Consider the following 17709-nt stretch of genomic DNA (forward strand, 5'->3'; position numbering starts at 1 on the left):
ACGCGAGCGTCAGCACACCGCGGGGAGGAATCGCGTCGCTACTGCGGCACGCCCTGCTGCGTGGCCAGCACGATGACGCCGGTCGCGGTCTGCTCCCAGTTAGTGCCGCGCTTCGAGTACACCGCCTCATCGGCGCCGTGCAAGCGCAGCGTCGCCGCTGTTGCGCCACCAGCGATCGAGGTCATGCCTTCGGCGGCTGAGGTGACCGCAGACGGGCCACCGATGACCTGCTCGAGCACCGACGACGTGTCGTCGCTGCTCGAAAGCGCCGCCACGGTCGTGTCATCGAGCCAGGTGATATTCACTCCTGAACCCGCGACAGCGCCGATTGTGATTGGTGCTCCCAGCCGCGCGGGTTGTCCGTCAGCGCTTCGCGTCACGCCGGCGACCCACACCATCTGACGCTCACCCGACATCACGATGGCCGCCATGCGGGTTCCGTCGCGCGAGATCGCCATGGCTGAGATGGTTGAGGCATCTGGCCATGCTTCGTCGATCGTCACGACAGAGCCATCGCGATTCACGGCGTGAACGTCGCTCGGGCGGTCTTCTGGCACCGTCCAGACCACACCGAACGGGTCGATCGTCGGATCCACAAGATCGGCGCGCTCATCGATCACGAGGTTGGATCCATCGGCACCTACGCGAGCGACGGCGCCATCAGCCTGAGTGACAGCGGCAAGCTGACGGTCTGCCGAAACCTGAATGGCCGTCGGCGCAGCATCCACTACCGCTGTTGACAGCCCTGGGATGGGCTCGAACGATTCGCCCGAGAGAAAGCCAAAGCCGTCGTCAGTGAGCACCAGCGGTGCGGCGGCAATGCGAGTGCTGCGCGTCGCGACAGCCTCGGCAGCGATCGGACTTGATCCCACCGTCAGCGAGACAGACGTCGCGCCAGCCGTTGCAAGACTCGCTTCAAGCTGGGTGAGCATTCGATCCAGAGCGGTGCTGTCGGCATCCAGGGCCTGATCTGACAGATCGATTTCGGCCACCCCGTCAATCACGGGCACGGACGCCAGCATCGTCACATTCTCAGGAAACGCCGTGACGACGGAATCTTCAAGCCACGTGCTTCGCGCCTTGTTCACGAGCGCATCGGCTACCCGCGTCGCCGCGTTCGAGATCGGGAACCAGCGAACATCGGGTACGAGGTACTGCCACGATGGATCGAAGTAGGCCACCGCGTACTCGTGAAAGACGCTGGGAAAGATGTCGCGATCGAGCACGACGCCGTCGCGAGCAGAAGTGATGCGCCATTCGCCGTCTTCTTGCTGCTCAAGGGTGAACGGCAAGTCGGTGGGGCCCACTTCTGCGCGCTGGTATGAGCCCTTGTCGTCGACTGTCGCCACCGCGACGACCGACACGGTGATGCTGCCGTCGTCGTCGGTCGTGTAGACGCGGTCTCCTGGGCTGTCGATGGTCACCCCGGTGTCGGGGCGCCAGACTTCAGCAAACTCGGGGGCGAGGAACTCCCGTGCTCTGTCCCACCGCCCGAGGGCGCCCGGACCGGAGCCGGCCCGAATGAACCCCTCCACGATCTCTGCGGGCGAGGCTCCCGGCTGGGGAAGATCCGGCAAGAAAGAGAAATCCTGCACCCCGGTAGCACTTTCAGGCTCGAGGCCTTCTTGCACGGGGCTGCTCGTCGGCAACCCGCTGCACGCGGAGAGTGCAATGCTCATGCACATCGCCAGCACGAGGGTCAGGATGCTGCGCAACCGCGTCATGACTTGTCTCCCTTGCGGTGAGGCTTGCGAGCTCGCTCGACGGCGTCTGTGCGCACCGATCCGGTGCTCAGAACCTCGAGCGGCTGGGTGAGCCCGAGGTCATCCACGGCGGCAACCGAGTCATCGCCCGGGTCGGCAGATACGGGCGAAGAAGCGGTGAGTTTGCCCGCCGCACGTGGCAGCGTCAGCACGAAGTTCGTGCCGCGGCCGAGCTCTGACCACACGGCCAGCTCACCGCCGTGCAGACGCGCGTCGCCGAGGGCAATCGAGAGCCCGAGCCCGGTGCCGCCGATAGTTCGTTTGCGGGATGGGTCGGCACGCCAGAATCGGTCGAAGACTCGCTCGGCGTCGGTCGGCGTCATTCCAAGGCCGTAATCGCGTACGCCGATAGCGACGGCCTGCTGGTCGCTGTCAACGGTGACGACGATCGGGCGCCCCTCACCGTGTTCGATCGCATTGCCCAGCAGATTGCGCACGACTCGGCGCACTCGTCGAGGGTCCATGTCGACCGGTGAATAGCCACCGGGGGCCACCAGGCGAACGTCAGTGCCGTGCTGTTCGGCCAATTGCGCCATCGACTCGATCACATCTTCGGCGAGCGCCGCCAGGCTGGTCGGCTCAAGCTCGAGTTGCACAGACCCCGCGTCGTACCGGCTGATCTCAAGCAGATCGGTCAGCAGCGTTTCGAAGCGCTGCACCTGCGCGTTGAGCAGCTCGGCGGCACGAGCTGTGGCGGGTTCGAACTCGGACCGCTGATCGTTGATCATGTCTGCCGCGAGCCGAATGGTCGTCAGTGGGGTGCGCAGCTCGTGTGAAACGTCTGACACGAAGCGCTGTTGCACCAGCGACAGCTCTGCGAGCTCTTTGATCTGCGATTCGATGCTGTCGGCCATCGCGTTGAACGAGCGCCCAAGCGTGGCGAGCTCGTCTTCACCCCGCACGGGCAGTCTCACGCCAAGCTCCCCCGCGGCGAGCATTGCGCTCGTGTCGGCCGCCTCGCCGATCGGACGGGTGACGGAGCGCAGCACGAACCACGCGATTCCGCCGATCAGCAGCACCAGCCCGATGCCCACAATCCAGAGCGTACTGTGCACGAAGCCGAGAGTCTGGGGCGCACTTGCCAGGTCGTAGGCAAGGTAAAGCTCGTAGGGTCCGACTTCTGGCACGTCAATCTGTTGGCCCACGATGATGCCTGGCACGGAGCCGTCATCACCGGCGGGTAGAGCCACCGATTGCCAGTACTGGTGCTGCGAGTCTTCTCGCACACTCGCCCGTAGCTCGGGCGTGATGATCTCTTCGAGTGCCGGGTCGGTGGCGATATCTTGCGGGGCGATCGCCGAGAACGGGCCGATGCGAAAAACGGCCCACTCGTCGCTGGCAGACTGCTGACCGAGCGTGAGTCGCACGCGCGTCATCAGATTCTGAATCTGAACAACGTCGCCCTGCACCGCTGCGCTGTCCAGAGTCGTCTGCGACGCTTCCGTCGCCCGTTGCGCATCGACGAGCACCTGGTCTTTGCGCGAGACGAAGAGGTCGTTCTGAATCGCCAGCGCCATCCACACACAGGCGATCGCCACGGCGACCGCGGTCAGCGTGAGGGTGACCAGGATCGTCTTGAACCGCAGCGACTGACGCCACAATCGTGCGAGGTTCGCGGGCCAGGAGCGTATTTCGCGCCAGCCGGTCAGCCGCGCGCGGGATGCTTCACCCCCTGCGTGGGCAGAAGCCACCGCTGCCTCAGACCACGGCGCCGGCGCGGTAGCCCACGCCGCGAACCGTGGTCACGATTTTCGGGTTGTCGGGGTCAAGCTCGACTTTGGCCCGCAACCGCTGCACGTGCACGTTCACGAGTCGCGTGTCAGCTTTGTAGTGGTAGCCCCACACCTGCTCGAGCAGCATCTCTCGTGAGAACACCTGTTGCGGCTTAGCAGCGAGTGCCACGAGCAGTTCGAACTCCAATGGCGTCAGCGCGATGGGCGTGTCGCCGCGCCGCACCTCATGAGCGGCAACGTCGACGCTGAGGTCGCCGATGCGCAGCGTCTCGCTCGCCGGTTGACCCCCGGGGCGCAGTCGCGTCTTGATGCGTGCGACCAGTTCTTTCGGGTTGAAGGGTTTGACGATGTAGTCGTCCGCACCAGACTCGAGACCCTTCACCACGTCAGCGGTGTCGGTGCGGGCGGTCAGCATGATGATGGGAATGCCCGATTCCGCGCGGATTCGCGTGCAGATCTCAACACCATCCATGCCGGGCAACATGAGATCAAGCAGAATCAGGTCGGGCCGCTCATTGCGAAAAGCATCGACGGCAACGGCTCCATCGGCACAAAAGAGTGGCTCGAATCCTTCTGTGCGCAGCACAATGCCGATCATCTCGGCCAGAGCGGTGTCATCGTCGACTACCAGGATGCGTGAAGTCATCTAACGCGTCTTCCTTTTTTGCGTTCGGCAGGGACCGCAGAAACAGCGCCGTCCCCATGCGCTCCACACAGAGTAGTCGACGACTGGTCAGCATGTGCTGAACCAGGGCCGATGGCAAAGAAACCGAACGATTTCAACTGCAAGGTCAAGGCATGCCTGTGCGACGATAGTGGACACTGCGTGGCGCTTTTCCAGCTTGCGCCGAGGGGAGAGACTGATGACCGCCTATCCCGCATGGACGCCCGCCTCTCGACCGGGAATCATTCCGCTGCACCCGCTGACTTTTGGCACGATCCTGGGCCGTTCGTTCGCCGCGCTGCGCCAGAACCCGCGAGTGCTGTTGGGATTCGCGCTCGTTGCCCAGGCCGTTGCGTACATCGTGCTGACCGTGGCGGTCGGAGGTGTGGCGTGGCTGACGTTCTCTCGTCTTGACACCGTGACTCCCGGTTCAGACGATTTCAACGCCATTCTCGCCGGATCCATCACGATCACGGCTATCGCCGGCCTGCTGCTCGGACTTGCCGTGGGCGCGCTCACCATCGTTGTGCAGGCGGTCGTCATCGCTGAGGTCGCGCACGCCGCTGTCGCAGAGAAGCTCACGCTGGGCGCACTATGGCGGCAGATCAAACCCGTCGTCGGACGGCTTATCGCGTACACCGCGTTGATGGTGGTCGCGGTGCTGGTGCTACTGGCGGTGCTCGGCGGTGCGATCTTCGCGCTCGGCCTCGTCGCCGTACCTCTCGCGGTGGTGTTGGGGATCTTTGTCGCCCTCGCCACGATCCCACTCGCATGGTGGTTGGGGATCAAGCTGCTCTTGGTTCCCGCGGCAATCATCATCGAGCATCAGAGCATCGGCAAGGCACTGTCACGGTCATGGCTGCTCATCCGCGGGCGGTTTTGGCGCACCCTCGGTCTCTTGCTGGTCGTGTCGCTGATCTTTGGCACGGTCAGTCAGGTGATCAGCTTTCCACTCGGTCTGCTCAGCTCAGCATTCACATCGATCATCGCGCCGACCGGCGACCCCGATGCCTCCGCCATCATCGCCATCGTGGTGATCACACTGTTCGCCCAGATCCTCACGCTGCTGATCCAATCCGTCGCGCTTGTAGTGCAGTCCACGGCGACCGCCATCATCTACATCGATGCGCGTATGCGGCGTGAAGGTCTCGACCTTGACCTTCTCGCGTACATCGAGCACCGCGATGCGGGTGCAACCGGGCTGACAGATCCGTACCGGCAGCACATCGGCCGCGAGGTTGAACCGCGCGTCGCCGTGAACCCGTACGCCCTGCCAGCTGACTACGCGCCCGGTGATGGCGCCCAGCCGTATCCCCCGCAACCGCCCTACCCGGCGCCACCTCAGCAACCGCAACCAGCCGCACCCCCGGCTACACCCGCCTCGCCTGCGCCCACCTCTCCCACCACGTGGGCGGCTCCCGGCGCCTCAGCACCGTCTGGCGACAAGTCCGCCGAGCCGAAATCGTCGTGGAGCTAGCCCGCTTCACGACGTCCATCGCTGCACCCCTTGCTCCGATGGATGCTCCGCCATTGATCCCAGACGAAGAAACGGCGCGACGCTGGGCAGAAGAAGAACTGTCGAACCCGATCTACGACATCGCCGAGCCGACGCTGTTTGACCGTGTCGCGCAGGCGGTGGGTGAGTTCATCGCCAATCTGTTCTCACCTCAATTGCCCGGCGAGTTCGGGCCGATCGCCGCCGTGGTCGCCGCGATCGTCGTCGTCGTTCTGATCGCTGCCGCCTTCGCCATTTGGGGCGCGCCACGCGCAATTCGCCGTGCACGAAGAAACCCGCCCGCACTGTTCGGTGAGAGCGATGCGCGCTCTGCGGCGCAGCTTCGTCGAGACGCGCACGCCAAAGCGACATCCGCGGAGTGGGATGAGGCCATCGTGCTGCGTTTCCGCGCGATCGCTCGGGGGTGCATCGAACGCGGTGTCGTCAACACTCCTCCCGGCGCCACAGTCCATACATTCGCTCGTGCCGCCGCCCCCGTCTTTCCTGCCTCAGCCGATGCGCTTGAAACTGCCGCAACCGCGTTCGACGACGTGCGCTATCTGCGCCGCCGCGGAACAGCAGAGCTCTACCGGCAGGTAGTCGCCACCGACGATGCGCTGGCCGCCGCCCGGCCCGCCATTGCCGATGGAGCACTCGCGTGAGCGTGACCGTCGGCACGCCGCCGACCTCATTGCGCACTCGACTAGCAGGTTGGACGGCCATCGGTCTCGGCCTCGTCGCCCTGGGCGCGATCGGCGCAACGCTGTCGGGAATCGGCGAATGGACGCAAAGCGGACTGCTCGACCCCGATTCGAGCGGCCCGAACGGAACGAGAGCCGTCGTCGAGGTGCTCCGTGATCACGGCGTCGATGTTCAGGTGGTTCGAGATCACACCGCTGCGGAACGCGAGTTGAATGCTGCACCCGCCACGCTGGTACTGCTCGACACCCCCGGATTGTCAGACGAGCGCCTGCAGCAGATCGCGGGCGCCGCCGACGACATCGTGCTCGTAGACCCCCGGTCTCGAACCCTCGATCTGCTGGTGGACGGATCAACACCGGCAGGCTACGCCCCAGACGAGGCGGTCACACCGGCATGCAGTTTCGGCGCCGCCGAAAGATCAGGCCCGATCGCCCCGGGCGCCCTGTTCACTCCGTCGATCAGCGGCGCGAGCTGCTACCCGGTCGGCGACGGATGGGCGCTCGTGAGCGCTGCGCATGCCGACGGCGTGGCCGTGGCCGTCGACGCGCAGGTGCTGTTCACCAACCAGCACCTCGCCGACAACGGCAATGCAGCACTCGCGATCAACCTGATGGGCGGCAACGACCGACTGGTCTGGTACATCCCGGGCCCCGGTGACACCGACCTCGCCAACACTGATCCCACCTTGGGCGAGTTGACTCCGCCATGGGTCAGCCCGGTCATCGTGCTTCTGCTCGTGTCGGGACTGGCAGCGGCGATTTGGCGAGGGCGCCGCTTCGGTCCGCTCGTCGCAGAGCGGTTGCCGGTCACCGTGCGCGCCTCCGAAACCACCGAGGGCCGCGCTCGCATGTACGCCGCCTCACGCGATGCCAGCCACGCGGCTGACCAACTGCGTATCGCGGCGATCGGGCGCCTCTCGCATGCCCTGCGCATGGGCGCACACGCGGACGCCCGCGATGTCGCCGACGCGGCAGCATCCATCACCGAAAGCGATCGTGTCGACGTTCGCCGGATCCTCCTCGATGACGTGCCCACCACCGACGCCGAGCTCGTGTCGCTCAGTGAACAGCTTCGCCAACTTGAAAGCGCCGTGCACACGGCCGTCCGCCCAGAAAGGAACTCTTCATGAGCGACCCCACTGCGACGTCTGCAGATACCCCCGCCACCGATGATGCGCTTCGCGAGTCGATGAATCGCGTGCGCCTTGAAGTCGGCAAGGCGGTTATCGGCCAAGACGGCACGGTCACCGGCCTGCTGATCGCCCTGCTCGCTGGCGGCCACGTGCTGCTCGAGGGAGTGCCCGGAGTCGCCAAGACTCTGCTGGTGCGATCGTTCAGCACCGCTCTCGGTCTTGGCACCAAGCGCATTCAGTTCACTCCGGATCTCATGCCCGGTGATGTCTCGGGATCGTTAATCTACGATGCTCGGGCTGGTGAGTTCGAATTTCGCGAGGGACCGATCTTCACCAACATCGTGCTCGCCGATGAGATCAACCGCACGCCCCCCAAAACGCAATCTGCCCTGCTCGAAGCAATGGAAGAGCGTCAAGTGTCTACCGACGGCGTGACACGTTCGCTGCCTGATCCATTTCTGGTCGCCGCTACTCAGAACCCCGTTGAGCATGAAGGCACGTACACCCTGCCAGAAGCGCAGCTCGACCGGTTCTTGCTCAAGCTGATCATCGATCTGCCCGCTCGCGACGCCGAGTTTGCGGTGCTGCGGCGCCACGCCGATGGCTTCAGCCCGCGCGATCTGGCCGGTGCCGGACTGCAGGCCGTCGCGAGCGCCGACGAGATTCGCGCCGCTCGCAAAGCGGCCGCAGCGGTGACGGTCTCTGACGATGTGCTCGGCTACGTGGTGGATCTTGCACAGGCCACACGCCAAAGCCCTTCAGTGCAACTGGGGGTGAGCCCGCGCGCGTCAACCGCTCTGCTGTCGGCGGCAAAAGCGTGGGCATGGCTCGGCGGCTACCCCGCAATCACACCAGATCACGTTCAGACGATGGTGGTTCCCACGTGGCGCCACCGCATTCGCCTGCGACCCGACGCCGAACTCGAGGGCGTCTCGGTTGACGCGGTGCTCGGTTCGGTGCTGCAACAGACGCGGGTGCCGATCTAAACCATGTATCTCACCGGCCGTCTTCCGCTGCTCGTCGCTCTCGGCGCGCTGCCCGTCGTGCTGCTCTCGCTCGCGGGCATCAGCGCGTGGGCGGCCTGCGCCGGGTGGATCGTGCTCTGTGCGGCGCTTGGCGTCGCCGATGCCGCATTGGCCACCAACCCGGAGCGGGTCAGGGTGTCGCGCTCCGCGCCACCTAAAGCACGACTCGACGAATCGGTGGTGACCACGGTCACTGTGACAAATCTCGCCACGCGCGCGCTGCGCGGCCGGCTGCGCGATGCTTGGCAGCCGACCGCCGGTGCCCCCGCCGAGCGATACCGACTCACGATTCCTGCGGGCGAAAGCCGCACCATCACCGTCGCATTGCGCCCGCGTCGCCGCGGGGAACTCACTTCGCAGTTCGTGGTGGTGCGCTCTGATGGGCCGCTCCGGTTGGCGGGCAGACAACGTCGACTCGATTCTGTCGCGGCAATTCGAGTGTTGCCACCGTTCACTTCGCGGCGGCATCTGCCGTCTCGTTTGGCTCGGCTGCGTGAACTCGACGGCAACACGAGCGTGCAGGTTCGCGGTCAGGGCACCGAGTTCGACAGCTTGCGTGAGTATGTGCGCGGCGATGACGTTCGCTCTATCGACTGGCGAGCAACGGCGCGCTCAAGCACCACGATGTTGCGCACCTGGCGCCCAGAGCGAGACCGGCACGTCGTGATTCTCATCGACACCGGGCGTACCTCAGCGGCCAGGGTGGGTGATGGCGTTCGCCTGGATGCCGCGATGGAGGCGGCATTGCTGCTTGCCGCGCTTGCCACGCGCGCCGGCGATCACGTGCATCTGGTGATGTTCGACCGCGTCGCGCGCGCCCGTGTAACCCGTGTCGACGGCGCCGCGCTTCTGCCCGCGCTCGTCGACGCCATGGCACCCGTAGAAGCCCAATTGATCGATACGGATTGGGACGCCGCATTCGCCGCCGTTCGCGCGCTCACCTCTCGCCCGTCGCTCGTGGTGGTGCTCACGGCTCAAGATGCGACCGAAGCCGCAAGGGGTTTTCTCGGGTCGCTACCCGGCTTGGCACAGCGCAGTCACGTGCTCGTCGGGGCGGCCAGCGATGAAGAGATTGCCCTGTCGGCTCGCGCTACCGCAGAAGACATCTACCGCCAGGCCGCACATGAGCGCACGGGATTGGATGCTGCACGCGTGGTCTCGGCAATCGCACGCGCCGGGGCCGAGGCCATCAGCGCTTCGCCCGAGGGCCTGCCCCCAAGAATCGCGGACCGCTATCTGGATCTCAAGGCGCAGGGACGGCTCTGAACCGAGTGGGCCGTCGCGGCGCCCCCGGCCGTGCACGCGGCACTTCGAAAGACATCTGCCCGCGTACCTGAGTATTTGCTGTGCGAACCGCTATGCTCCAGTCGAGGAAAGGAGTCCGCCATGTCGGATACCACTACCACGCCGAGCACGGCGAACAAGCTTGTCGCCGAGGCCCTCGGCACGTTCTTGCTCGTCTTCGGGTCAATTGGAGCCGCGTTATTCGCTTCCGACTTCGGTACGGGAGCCAACGGCACCTCGCTGGGAATCGGATTCCTGGGCGTATCGCTCGCGTTCGGTCTGACCGTCATGGCCGGCATCTACGCGTGGGGAGCCATCTCAGGCGGCCACTTCAACCCGGCGGTGACCTTCGGTCTCGCTGCGGCCGGCCGCTTCGCCTGGAAGGACGTTCCGGCCTACATCATCGCGCAGATTGTCGGTGGCGCCGTAGCCACCACCCTGCTCGTGCTGATCGGCACCTTCGGGCCTGACGGCTGGCTGAGCGACGCGCAGAACGGCGGCTTCGCCAGCAACGGCTTCGGCGAAGGCTCGCCCGGCGGCTTCGGTCTCGGCGCCGCGATCACGGCCGAGATTCTCTTCACCGCGATCTTCGTCGTCATCATTCTGGGAGTCACCAACAGCAAGCGGGGCACCCCCGCCATGGCGGGTCTCGTCATCGGCCTCACCCTGACGCTGATTCACCTCGCGTCTATCCCGATCGACAACACGTCGGTGAACCCGGCGCGCTCGATCGCGACGGCAATCTATGGTGGCGCACTGCCCCTCGCGCAGCTGTGGGTCTTCATCGTCTTCCCACTGGTCGGTGGACTGCTCGGTGGCTTCTTGCATCGCGCACTGTTTGAGTCGCCCGCGCTTCCAGAAGCGCAGGCCGAAGCCCGCGTGAAGTAACGCGTTCACGCAGAACGGCCCGTTCCCACCGAGTGGGAACGGGCGTTCTGCTGTGTGCGGATCAGACGAGGTCGAAGCGATCGAGCTCGGTGACCTTGGTCCACGCGGCGACGAAGTCACGCACGAACTTCTCGCTGGCGTCGTCACTCGCGTACACCTCGGCGAGGGCGCGCAGCTCAGAGTTCGAGCCGAACAGCAGATCGACGCGCGTGCCGATACCGACCATCTCGCCGCTGCCCTCCTTGGTGCCCGCGAACGCGTGCGCACCGGGGTCGACACTCTTCCAGGTGGTGCCGAGATCGAGCAGGTTCACGAACACGTCGTTCGTGAGCACGCCGACGCGCTCGGTGAACACACCGTGGATCGAGCCATCCCAGTTCGCACCGAGGGCGCGCAGTCCGCCGACGAGCACGGTCATCTCGGGAGCGCTCAGCGTGAGCAGGTTCGCCCGGTCAATGAGGTGGTGTTCCTGCGGCAAGAAGGCATTGGGTCCGTAGTAGTTGCGGAATCCATCAGCCACCGGCTCCATGTACTCGAATGAGAGCACGTCCGTCTGCTCCTGCGTAGCGTCAGTGCGGCCCGGGTGGAACGGCACCTCCACGTCAACACCGCCATCCTGGGCGGCCTTCTCGACGGCAGCATTCCCCGCGAGCACGAGCAGATCTGCAAGCGATACCTGCTTGCCATCGACGCGGTCAGCGTTGAAGCTCTGCTGCACGCCTTCGAGCGCGCTCAGCACGGTCTGCAACTGGGCTGGGTTGTTGACTTCCCAGTCCTTCTGAGGAGCGAGTCGAATGCGCGCACCGTTCACGCCACCGCGCTTGTCGCTGCCGCGGAATGACGAGGCCGCCGCCCAGGTGGTGCTGACAAGCTGCGACACGCTCAGCCCGAGCCCGAGAATCTGCGCCTTGAGCGCGGCCGCGTCGGCAGAATCGATGAGCTCGTAGTCCACGGCTGGAACCGGGTCTTGCCAGATGAGCTCTTCTGCGGGAACTTCGGCGCCGAGATAGCGCGCGATCGGGCCCATGTCACGGTGTGTGAGCTTGAACCACGCACGTGCGAAAGCATCGGCGAAGGCCTCCGGGTCTTCGGAGAACTTCTTCGAGATCGGGCCGTACACCGGGTCAAAGCGCAGCGCCAAGTCACTCGTCAGCATGCGGGGCTCGCGGCGGGTGCTGGGGTCGTGTGCCATCGGCACCATGTCCTCACCTGCGCCGTCCTTCGGACGCCACTGGTGGGCACCCGCGGGGCTCGTCATGAGCTCCCACTCGTACGCGAACAGGATGTGGAAGAACTCGTTGTCCCAGCGGGTGGGGTGGTAGGTCCACGTCACTTCGAGACCCGAGGTGATCTGGTCGTCGCCCTTGCCCGTGCCGTTGTTGTTCTTCCAGCCAAGCCCCTGCATCTCAAGGCCTGCAGCCTCAGGATTGTCTTCGAGGTTGGTGTCGGGAGCGGCGCCGTGCGTCTTGCCGAAGGTGTGACCACCAGCGATCAGAGCGACGGTTTCTTCGTCGTTCATCGCCATGCGGCTGAACGTCTCGCGAATATCGCGCGCCGACAGCAGCGGGTCAGGGTTGCCGTTCGGGCCTTCGGGGTTGACGTAGATGAGCCCCATCTGCACCGCGGCGAGTGGACGCTCTAGGTCGCGGTCCCCCGAGTAGCGCTCGTCGGCGAGCCAGGTGCTCTCGGGACCCCAGTACACGTCGTCGTCCGGCTCCCACACGTCGGGGCGTCCGCCTGCGAAGCCGAACGTCTTGAAGCCCATCGACTCGAGCGCGACGTTGCCGGCAAGGATCATCAGGTCAGCCCACGACAGGTTCTGACCGTACTTCTTCTTGACTGGCCACAGCAGGCGACGCGCTTTGTCGAGGCCCACGTTGTCGGGCCAGCTGTTCAGCGGCGCGAAGCGTTGCTGGCCTGCACCGCCACCGCCGCGGCCGTCGGTGACGCGGTAGGTTCCCGCGCTGTGCCATGCCATACGAATCGCCAGCGGGCCGTAGTGACCGAAGTCGGCGGGCCACCAGTCCTGTGAGGTGGTCAGCGTGTCTTCGATGTCTTTCTTCACGGTAGCGAGATCAAGCGTGTTGAACGCCGCTGCGTAGTCGAAGTCTTCACCGAGCGGATTGGAGACCGCGGGGTTCTTCGCAAGGATCTTGAGGTTGAGCTGGTTGGGCCACCACACGCGGTTGGCTGAGCCCGTGGTGGGGTGCGGCTGATCGCCGTGGATGACCGGGCACGAGCCCGCATCTTCGTTTGGGCGGGGGCGAGTTTCGCCGTCTTCGCGCTCGTTGACGGGGGTGTCGATGGGGGTGACAGCCTGATCAATATCGGTCGGGTTGGTGCCGATTTGCTCGGCTCCCTCGTGATCGTGACTCATGTCTTTCCTTCCTCTCGGGTGGGCGATTATTTAAAGCGGGGATGCTGCACAGTCAGGGCAGACGCCCCAAAAGGTGACCTCTGCGGCCTCGACGGCGAAGCCGTGCGTCTCGGATGGGTGAAGACACGGTGCCGCACCGACGACGCAGTCAACGTCTTCGACCTTGCCGCACTGCGAGCAGACGAGGTGATGGTGGTTATCACTCACACGCAGTTCGTACAGCCGTGGGCGACCCGCGGGTTCGATCTGACGCGCGAGTCCCGCAGCGACAAAGTCGGCGAGCGCGTTGTAGACCGACTGCAGACTCGTCTGCGGCAGGCGGGCGCTGACCTGTTGAAACAGCTCGTCGGCGCTGGCATGCGGATGCGACTCCAAGGCGTCGACCACAGCGCGTCGTGAATCTGTCACGCGCAAGCCGGCGTGGCGAATCAGTTCGGCGGAAGCCGGGGTCGAGGTCATGCCTCAACACTACCGTTATTTTGAATGATCCAAAACAAACGGATGCTGAACATTACCCGGCAATCAGGGTTGGCGTTCCCGCTTGCCACTCATCGAGGTCTCCAGTCTCGCCGCGCCGATGCGCGCGGCCGCCGACCCACACCATGTAGAACACGAACAGCCCCAGCGCCGTCGCTCCGATCCCGATCTTCACCGCCCACGGCCACGGCTGCGCGGTCACGAACCCTTCCAGCAGACCCGCAACAGCGAGCGCGAACACGAGTCCGATCGCGACAGTCGCCAGCGAACGTCCGGCGCTCGCCAGCGCCTCCCCCCTGCGTCGGGCCCCCGGCGCGACCCATGCCCAGAAGATCTGCAGCCCCGCGGCGGCAGCGACGAAGATACATGTCAGCTCAAGCAATCCGTGGGGCAGGATGAACAGCACGAACACGTCAGCTCGGTCAAAGGCTGCGAGCACGGCGGCGGCGGTTCCTACACCCACGGCGTTTTGCACCAGCACCATGATGGGCCAGATAGCAGTGATCCCGAACAGCACGCACTGCGCCGCAATCCACGCGTTGTTCGTCCACACGGTGCCTGCGAACACTGCCGCAGGGTTCTCGCTGTAATAGGCGGTGAAGTCATTCTCGGCGTATTGCTCAAGCTGTGCGCGACCGCCGAGGCTCGCAACCAGTGCGGGGTCGGCTGAGATCCACACGGCCACGATTGCGACCACTGCGACGAAGAACACGGCGATGATCAGCGTCAGCCAGCGCAGCCGGTACAGTGCCGCCGGAAGCTGCAGGGCGAAAAATCGCGGAATCTGTCGGAGCACGTTCTCTGGCGCTCGTGTCAGCCGAAGTCGGGCACGGGCCAGCATCGTTGAGATGTGGTCGCCGACGGCGCTGCGTCCCGCAGCCGTTTTCACCTCGGCAAGATCGGCGGCCGCCGACCGATAGCGCGTGACCAGCTCGTCAATCTCCGCGCCATCGAGCTGGCGGGTGCGGCTGAGTTCGTCGAGCCGCTCCCACTCGTGCCGGCGCGCGGCTGTAAGCGCATCGGGATCCATTTGATTTACTGTACCCATGCCCGCCGCCAACGTCTCGATTGTCCAGATCCATCAAGACGAAGTGCTCACGGGCGAAGCAGTCGCTCTTGACGTGCAACCGCTCGGATTCTTCATGAGAGCACTCGGGGTCATCATCGACATGGCTGTGAGCCTGGCGATCATCCTGCTGTTCGTGCTGCTGGCAACGGGGCTGTCGTCTGCGGGCATGATCACGGATGCCGTCATACCGATCGTGTCGATCGTGATGGCTGTGCTCGTATTGGTGGTGCTGCCCACCGTTATCGAGACTGTCTCTCGAGGCCGCAGCCTGGGTCGTCTCGCTGTCGGCGGTCGCATCGTGCGCGCCGATGGTGGCGCAGCCAGCTTCAGACACGCTTTCATTCGCGCACTCGCGGGAGTGCTCGAGCTGTGGATGACCTTCGGCGCTGTCGCCGCCCTCGTCGGGGCGTTCACGCCGCGGTCGCAACGCTTAGGCGACCTGCTCGCGGGAACGTACTCTGAGCGCACCCGCACCCCGCAGTTGACCGCGCCACAGATTGATGTGCCAGCCGCCCTTACCGGGTGGGCGACGCTCGCCGATGTCGCCCGGCTGCCTGACCGGCTCTCGCGCCGCATCGCTCAGTTCATCTCATCTTGCGAACGGCTCGACCCTGGTGCGCGGCAGCGATTGGCGGCATCACTCGCCGACGAAGCTTCGAATTTCGTCTCTCCCGTTCCGCAGGCAGATCCCGAGACATTCCTGCGTGCCGTGAGCGCGCTCAGACACGACCGTGAACTGCGCGCGCTGCAGCTCGAAGCGGCGCGAGTCGGGATGCTCGACTCAGCCCCCACAACTCCCAGGGGCTTTCCGCAACGCTGACGCTCAGTAGCGGTAGTGATCGAGCTTGTACGGACCGTCGACCGGAACGCCGATGTAGGCAGCTTGGTGCGGTGTGAGCGTGGTCAGCTCCACCCCGAGAGCGTCGAGGTGCAGCCGCGCGACCTTCTCGTCAAGCGCCTTCGGCAAGGTGTAGACACCGATGGGATAGGCCTCAGGGCGCACGAAGAGTTCGATCTGGGCCAGAACTTGGTTGGTAAACGACGCACTCATCACGAACGACGGGTGACCCGTTGCGTTGCCGAGGTTCATCAGGCGACCCTCGCTCAGTACGAGTACGCTGCGCCCCGTCGGCAGACGCCACTCGTGCACCTGAGGCTTGATCTCAACACGCTCGGCGCCCTCGATCGCCGCCAGTCCTGCCATGTCGATCTCATCGTCGAAGTGCCCGACGTTCGCGACGATGGCGAGGTGCTTGAGCGACAGCAGGTGCTGAGCGGTGACGACGTGCGTGTTGCCGGTACCCGTGACGATGATGTCGATGTCTGCGATCACCGACTCGAGCTTGGCAACCTGAAACCCGTCCATCGCTGCCTGCAACGCACAGATCGGGTCGACCTCGCCGACAATCACTCGCGCTCCCTGACCGCGCAGCGCTTCAGCCGAGCCTTTGCCCACGTCTCCGTAGCCTGCGACGAAAACGACCTTGCCGCCCATGAGCACATCGGTTGCGCGGTTGAGTCCGTCGGGCAACGAGTGGCGGATTCCGTAGGTGTTGTCGAACTTCGACTTGGTTACCGAATCGTTCACGTTGATCGCCGGAAAAAGCAGGGATCCCGCGGCAGCCAGTTCATACAGTCGGTGTACGCCGGTCGTTGTCTCTTCGGTCACACCGATCAGCCCCTCGGCCATGCGGGTGAAGCGCTGGGAGTCTTTCGCGAGGCTGGCGCGCAGCGAGGCCAGCACGATGCCGTACTCCTCTGAATCATCCGGCGCTGTCTGGGGAACCACGCCGGCCTTTTCAAACTCGACGCCCTTGTGCACATAGAGCGTGGCGTCGCCGCCGTCGTCGAGGATCAGGTTGGGGCCGTCGAAACCCTCGTCGCTCCAGTCGAAGATTCGGTCGGCGAGCCGCCAGTATTCTTCGAGCGTTTCGCCCTTCCACGCGAATACCGGCACCCCCGTGGGAGCATCCACGGTGCCGTGCGGGCCGACGACCACGGCGGCTGCGGCCTCGTCTTGAGTCGAGAAGATATTGCAGCTCGCCCAGCGCACTTGCGCACCCAACGCCACCAGAGTCTCGATCAGCACCGCGGTCTGCACGGTCATGTGCAACGACCCAGCGATGCGGGCACCCTTCAGCGGCTGCTCAGCGCCGAACTCTTCGCGCAGCGACATGAGTCCTGGCATCTCGTTTTCAGCGAGGCGCAGCTGGTGGCGGCCCGCCTCGGCGAGCGCCAGATCGGCGATCTCGAAAGCAAATGGGCGGACAGGCGCCACGGTGGCAGAGGTGTTCGGCATTCCCCCATTGTTTCACCTGGCGACGTCGATGAGCCACCTGCGCGCGCGAAGCAGTCCGCGCGCGTGAGGTGATTCAGGCGCGCAGCGTCTCGTGGCGCACGACGGTCCAGCCTTTGGGAACCGAGAGCCGCTCGGTGTGAATCGCGCAGAGGTCGTGAGCGTGAGGGTTCGCCTCAAGACCGAGAGGTCCCAGCGCTGCCATCTGATCGGGATAGTCGTAAGTCAGGGTCGTCACAGCCTCACGGGCACAACCCACTTTGGAACACAATCTCGCGCGCATTGGCACCACGCTAGCGTGCGAGCGGTGCGCCACCGGGGTGCCGCGCCGACGGCGCCGCCTCGCGCCTAGGATGGGGTCATGATGTGGCGGCGCACTCGCGAACCTGAGCCCGAGCCGCGGCGCATGTCTCGTCATGGCCGCCACGGCCGACTTGGCCGCAGCCCTGTCATTCGGCCGCCGTTGCCACCGCTCGAAACCCGCATGGAGCGGTTCGATCTGGCCGTGGGCACATCGGCGGAGTTTCTGCGTTCGGCGTGGCCCGAACTGCGAGAAGTGCGGTTCGAAGTTGCTGACATGCCGCAGGCGAGCACCGAGCACGGTATTCCGCGCTGGACGGTGCTGCGCGACGCGAAGCGCATCATTCTGTATCGGCTGCCGATCGAGCGCCTCAGCCATCTGCACCGCAACGATGACCTTCACAAGCGGATCATGATCGAGGGCTGCGTGTTTCGTGCGTCCGCCGAGTATCTCGAACGCGATCCGTGGGATCTCGGACCGGATCGCTTCCGCTTTTAGCCGCC

16 protein-coding genes are annotated in these 17709 nt (G+C 65.0%); 8 read left to right on the forward strand and 8 right to left on the reverse strand.

Features of this window, described 5'->3' with window-relative positions:
- Positions 1-38: 38 nt before the first annotated feature.
- Genes SJY18_RS05480 through mtrA form a run of 3 tightly spaced genes read right to left on the reverse strand, consistent with a single transcriptional unit; the run spans position 39 to position 4142 of the window.
- Positions 39-1724 carry an LpqB family beta-propeller domain-containing protein gene (locus tag SJY18_RS05480; protein WP_396668644.1) on the reverse strand — a complete coding sequence of 562 codons (1686 nt, stop codon included), beginning with the start codon at positions 1722-1724 and terminating at the stop codon, positions 39-41.
- Positions 1721-3454: an MtrAB system histidine kinase MtrB gene (mtrB, locus tag SJY18_RS05485; protein ID WP_337338886.1), complete on the reverse strand. Its 1734-nt coding sequence runs from the start codon at positions 3452-3454 to the stop codon at positions 1721-1723. Before mtrB ends, SJY18_RS05480 begins: the two co-directional genes overlap by 4 nt.
- A gap of 7 nt (positions 3455-3461) precedes the next feature.
- The gene (mtrA, locus tag SJY18_RS05490; protein WP_337338887.1) at positions 3462-4142 is read right to left on the reverse strand and encodes an MtrAB system response regulator MtrA; all 681 of its coding nucleotides are present in this window, start codon (positions 4140-4142) and stop codon (positions 3462-3464) included.
- A gap of 217 nt (positions 4143-4359) precedes the next feature.
- Here mtrA and SJY18_RS05495 point away from each other — a divergent pair, with 217 nt between their 5' ends.
- From SJY18_RS05495 to aqpZ, 6 genes are all read left to right on the forward strand, one after another.
- A complete protein-coding gene (locus tag SJY18_RS05495; RefSeq protein ID WP_337338888.1) occupies positions 4360-5637 on the forward strand; it encodes a glycerophosphoryl diester phosphodiesterase membrane domain-containing protein in 1278 nt (425 codons plus the stop codon).
- Positions 5628-6317 carry a DUF4129 domain-containing protein gene (locus SJY18_RS05500; protein ID WP_396668645.1) on the forward strand — a complete coding sequence of 230 codons (690 nt, stop codon included), beginning with the start codon at positions 5628-5630 and terminating at the stop codon, positions 6315-6317. The genes SJY18_RS05495 and SJY18_RS05500 overlap by 10 nt, the downstream gene beginning before the upstream one ends.
- Complete coding sequence (locus SJY18_RS05505) at positions 6314-7486, forward strand: DUF4350 domain-containing protein (RefSeq protein ID WP_396668646.1); 1173 nt, start codon at positions 6314-6316, stop codon at positions 7484-7486. The genes SJY18_RS05500 and SJY18_RS05505 overlap by 4 nt, the downstream gene beginning before the upstream one ends.
- Positions 7483-8475: a MoxR family ATPase gene (locus SJY18_RS05510; protein WP_337338891.1), complete on the forward strand. Its 993-nt coding sequence runs from the start codon at positions 7483-7485 to the stop codon at positions 8473-8475. The genes SJY18_RS05505 and SJY18_RS05510 overlap by 4 nt, the downstream gene beginning before the upstream one ends.
- Before the next feature lie 3 nt (positions 8476-8478).
- Complete coding sequence (locus tag SJY18_RS05515; protein WP_337338892.1) at positions 8479-9780, forward strand: DUF58 domain-containing protein; 1302 nt, start codon at positions 8479-8481, stop codon at positions 9778-9780.
- 120 nt (positions 9781-9900) lie between these two features.
- On the forward strand, positions 9901-10686 hold the full coding sequence (gene aqpZ / locus SJY18_RS05520) for an aquaporin Z (RefSeq protein ID WP_337338893.1): 786 nt from the start codon (positions 9901-9903) through the stop codon (positions 10684-10686).
- 61 nt (positions 10687-10747) lie between these two features.
- Here aqpZ and katG read toward each other — a convergent pair whose 3' ends face one another.
- From katG to SJY18_RS05535, 3 genes are read right to left on the reverse strand one after another with little or no spacing between them, the layout of a single operon-like run.
- Positions 10748-13063 carry a catalase/peroxidase HPI gene (katG, locus tag SJY18_RS05525; RefSeq protein ID WP_396668647.1) on the reverse strand — a complete coding sequence of 772 codons (2316 nt, stop codon included), beginning with the start codon at positions 13061-13063 and terminating at the stop codon, positions 10748-10750.
- Positions 13064-13093: 30 nt separating this feature from the next.
- Positions 13094-13522 (reverse strand): Fur family transcriptional regulator, encoded by a 429-nt coding sequence (locus SJY18_RS05530; RefSeq protein ID WP_337338895.1) that lies wholly within the window; start codon positions 13520-13522, stop codon positions 13094-13096.
- Positions 13523-13574: 52 nt separating this feature from the next.
- Positions 13575-14570, reverse strand: a complete 996-nt coding sequence (locus SJY18_RS05535) for a stage II sporulation protein M (RefSeq protein ID WP_396668648.1) — start codon at positions 14568-14570, stop codon at positions 13575-13577.
- A gap of 16 nt (positions 14571-14586) precedes the next feature.
- Here SJY18_RS05535 and SJY18_RS05540 point away from each other — a divergent pair, with 16 nt between their 5' ends.
- On the forward strand, positions 14587-15429 hold the full coding sequence (locus SJY18_RS05540) for an RDD family protein (RefSeq protein WP_396668649.1): 843 nt from the start codon (positions 14587-14589) through the stop codon (positions 15427-15429).
- Between the two features lie 3 nt (positions 15430-15432).
- Here the strand turns inward: SJY18_RS05540 and ahcY are convergent, their stop codons facing one another.
- Together ahcY and SJY18_RS05550 are read right to left on the reverse strand one after the other, a co-directional pair.
- Entirely contained in the window at positions 15433-16908 is a 1476-nt protein-coding gene (ahcY, locus tag SJY18_RS05545) for an adenosylhomocysteinase (RefSeq protein WP_337338898.1), read from the reverse strand.
- A 73-nt stretch (positions 16909-16981) separates the two neighbouring features.
- Positions 16982-17188 carry a DUF3499 family protein gene (locus tag SJY18_RS05550; RefSeq protein WP_337338899.1) on the reverse strand — a complete coding sequence of 69 codons (207 nt, stop codon included), beginning with the start codon at positions 17186-17188 and terminating at the stop codon, positions 16982-16984.
- A 78-nt stretch (positions 17189-17266) separates the two neighbouring features.
- Here SJY18_RS05550 and SJY18_RS05555 point away from each other — a divergent pair, with 78 nt between their 5' ends.
- Complete coding sequence (locus SJY18_RS05555) at positions 17267-17704, forward strand: metallopeptidase family protein (RefSeq protein ID WP_337338900.1); 438 nt, start codon at positions 17267-17269, stop codon at positions 17702-17704.
- Positions 17705-17709 lie beyond the last annotated feature (5 nt).

The sequence above is a fragment of the Microbacterium sp. R86528 genome (assembly GCF_044596335.1).
GTDB lineage: Bacteria > Actinomycetota > Actinomycetes > Actinomycetales > Microbacteriaceae > Microbacterium > Microbacterium marmarense.